Below are 1243 nucleotides of genomic sequence, written 5' to 3' on the forward strand. Positions count from 1 at the left end.
GGTGCGGTGTGGCTGTTCGCCAAGCACGGCGGCGCGCCCCACTACGCCCGCATCGGCGCGCGCGACGTGACCTACTGGCGCAACCTGCCCACCCGCGTGACCGAACGCATGGGCGAACTGCACGCGGTGCTGGCACGGACGGAAGACCTGCGGCCCGCGCCGGACCACGTCACGGCCCCCGCTCCTGAGGGTACCACGGCCCCTTACCTGCGCCGCGAAGACCACGACGACATGCACCGCCTCTGCCTGGGGCTGTGGCCACTGCGCACGCGCGAACTGCTTCAGGTCATCGACGAGGTGGAACGCATGGCCCTGGATGTCCTGCGCGCCGCCGAACGCGGCGCGACCATGCAGGAATGCGCGGCCCGGCTGTACCCCGCACAATTGTTCATCCGCTTCTTTCACGACACCATCGGCGTGTGCGGGGTGGACACCATCCGCAGGTTCTGCCCCGACGCCCCGCCCCTTCCGACTCCGGGCGATGCACCGGGCAAGACATCCGCCAAAGCGGCGAACGAAACCTCGGAGGCAACGCCAGACGGTGCAACGAACGACACGCCACAGCCCCCCGTCGCGCCGCCCAGCGCGGGCAAGCGCGTGCTGCTGGCCTGCAACTTCTTCTGGCCTTCGGTGGGGGGCACCGAACTGTTCATCGAAACCCTGGGCCTGCACCTGCGCGCCTTGGGACACCACGTGGAAATCGCCTGCCGCTGGCAGGAGAACCGGGCCTCGGAAATACGCCACGGCATGCCCATCCGCGCCTTTCGCTGCCACGGAAAGTTCACGGACCCCACTATGGGGCCGGACACGGAACGGTACCGCGCCCTGGTTCGCAACGGCGGCTACGACGCGGTCATCGTGCTGGCCCACCCGGACAACTGGGCCTGCCACCTGCTGGCGGACCTGCCGCAGCCGCACCCGCGCATCATCATGCTGCCCAGCATCAACGCCGAAAACATGGAACACTGGGCGGAGCGCGGCGTTCTGGACGACATTGCCCGCACCCTGCGCGCCGCCGACGTCTGCGTGGCCGTTTCGGAAAACGGGCACGACAGCCGCCTGTTCACCGAGCTTGGCGTGCCGCAGGCCTTTGTGCCGCATGCCATGGATCCCGCCCCCGCGCCCTGGGACATGCGCACGCGCCTGGGCCTGCCGCGCGACGTGCCCCTGCTGGCCTGCGTGGGCAACTTCTGGCCGGTGAAGAACCAGCTGGCCCTGCTGCGCCGCCTGGCCGACGCCCCCC

Annotated in this window: 1 protein-coding gene; it reads left to right on the forward strand. The window is 69.8% G+C overall.

Annotated elements, in window-relative coordinates; genetic code table 11:
* Positions 1 to 1243, forward strand: a 1243-nt coding sequence (locus tag FVW20_RS15890; protein WP_196610367.1) for a glycosyltransferase family 4 protein, incomplete at both ends; no start/stop codon positions are given.

Origin of the sequence: Nitratidesulfovibrio oxamicus, assembly GCF_015731765.1 — a bacterium.
Lineage (GTDB): Bacteria > Desulfobacterota > Desulfovibrionia > Desulfovibrionales > Desulfovibrionaceae > Cupidesulfovibrio > Cupidesulfovibrio oxamicus.